A 653-nucleotide genomic window follows, 5' to 3' on the forward strand; every position below is an offset into this window, starting at 1 on the left:
TTGACTTTATTAATGTTTATGGTCAATCTGATGAAAGAGATGTTAACTTTTTGAGTCTAAAAGAAGAAGAGTCAGAAAATATTTATGAATCTCAGTATGTTTCTAATCCTTTGCATTATGGAACTCCTCACCTAGTTGCGTTTGGTATATGTGCAAACGGCGATAATATTTGTTTTGATTATAGGGATAATCCAAAAGGTAATAATCCCAAGGTTGTTCTTGTTTACCATGATGATTATCAGGAAGAAGACGATGGTACTAGTTATGCGACTATTAATCATGTAGCAGACTCTTTTAAAGAGTTTATGAATATGCTACATGAGTAGCGATGTTTAAATTTAAAATTTTGTAAAAAGTAAGTTTTCTGCTGAATAAACCTTACATTTAGAGATAGGGTCACCTTAATTTAGAAGTTTTACTTTAAGTCATAATTCTCAAGCTTTGCCTGATACTATGCAATTAGTTCCGATGGACATGCATTCTAATAAAACCATGGTACACACAGGTCAGAATTCTTTAAAAGAGGGCAAGTAATGAATATATTCGATGAAAATGGATCTAATTCTCTGAATCAAATATCAGAGATTGAAAATTTATTGCTTTATAAATTTCCTATTAAATATGTTGAATTGGTTCAAAAATATGACGCTTTA

General features: G+C 30.5%; 1 protein-coding gene. It reads left to right on the forward strand.

Annotated elements, in window-relative coordinates; translation table 11 throughout:
* The coding region (locus tag KZA12_RS14760; protein WP_218690757.1) for an SMI1/KNR4 family protein at positions 1–326 on the forward strand (326 nt) is incomplete at its 5' end.
* Positions 327–653: the final 327 nt, after the last annotated feature.

The sequence above is a fragment of the Psychrobacter sp. BF1 genome (assembly GCF_019279065.1).
GTDB classification, from domain to species: Bacteria; Pseudomonadota; Gammaproteobacteria; order Pseudomonadales; family Moraxellaceae; genus Psychrobacter; species Psychrobacter urativorans.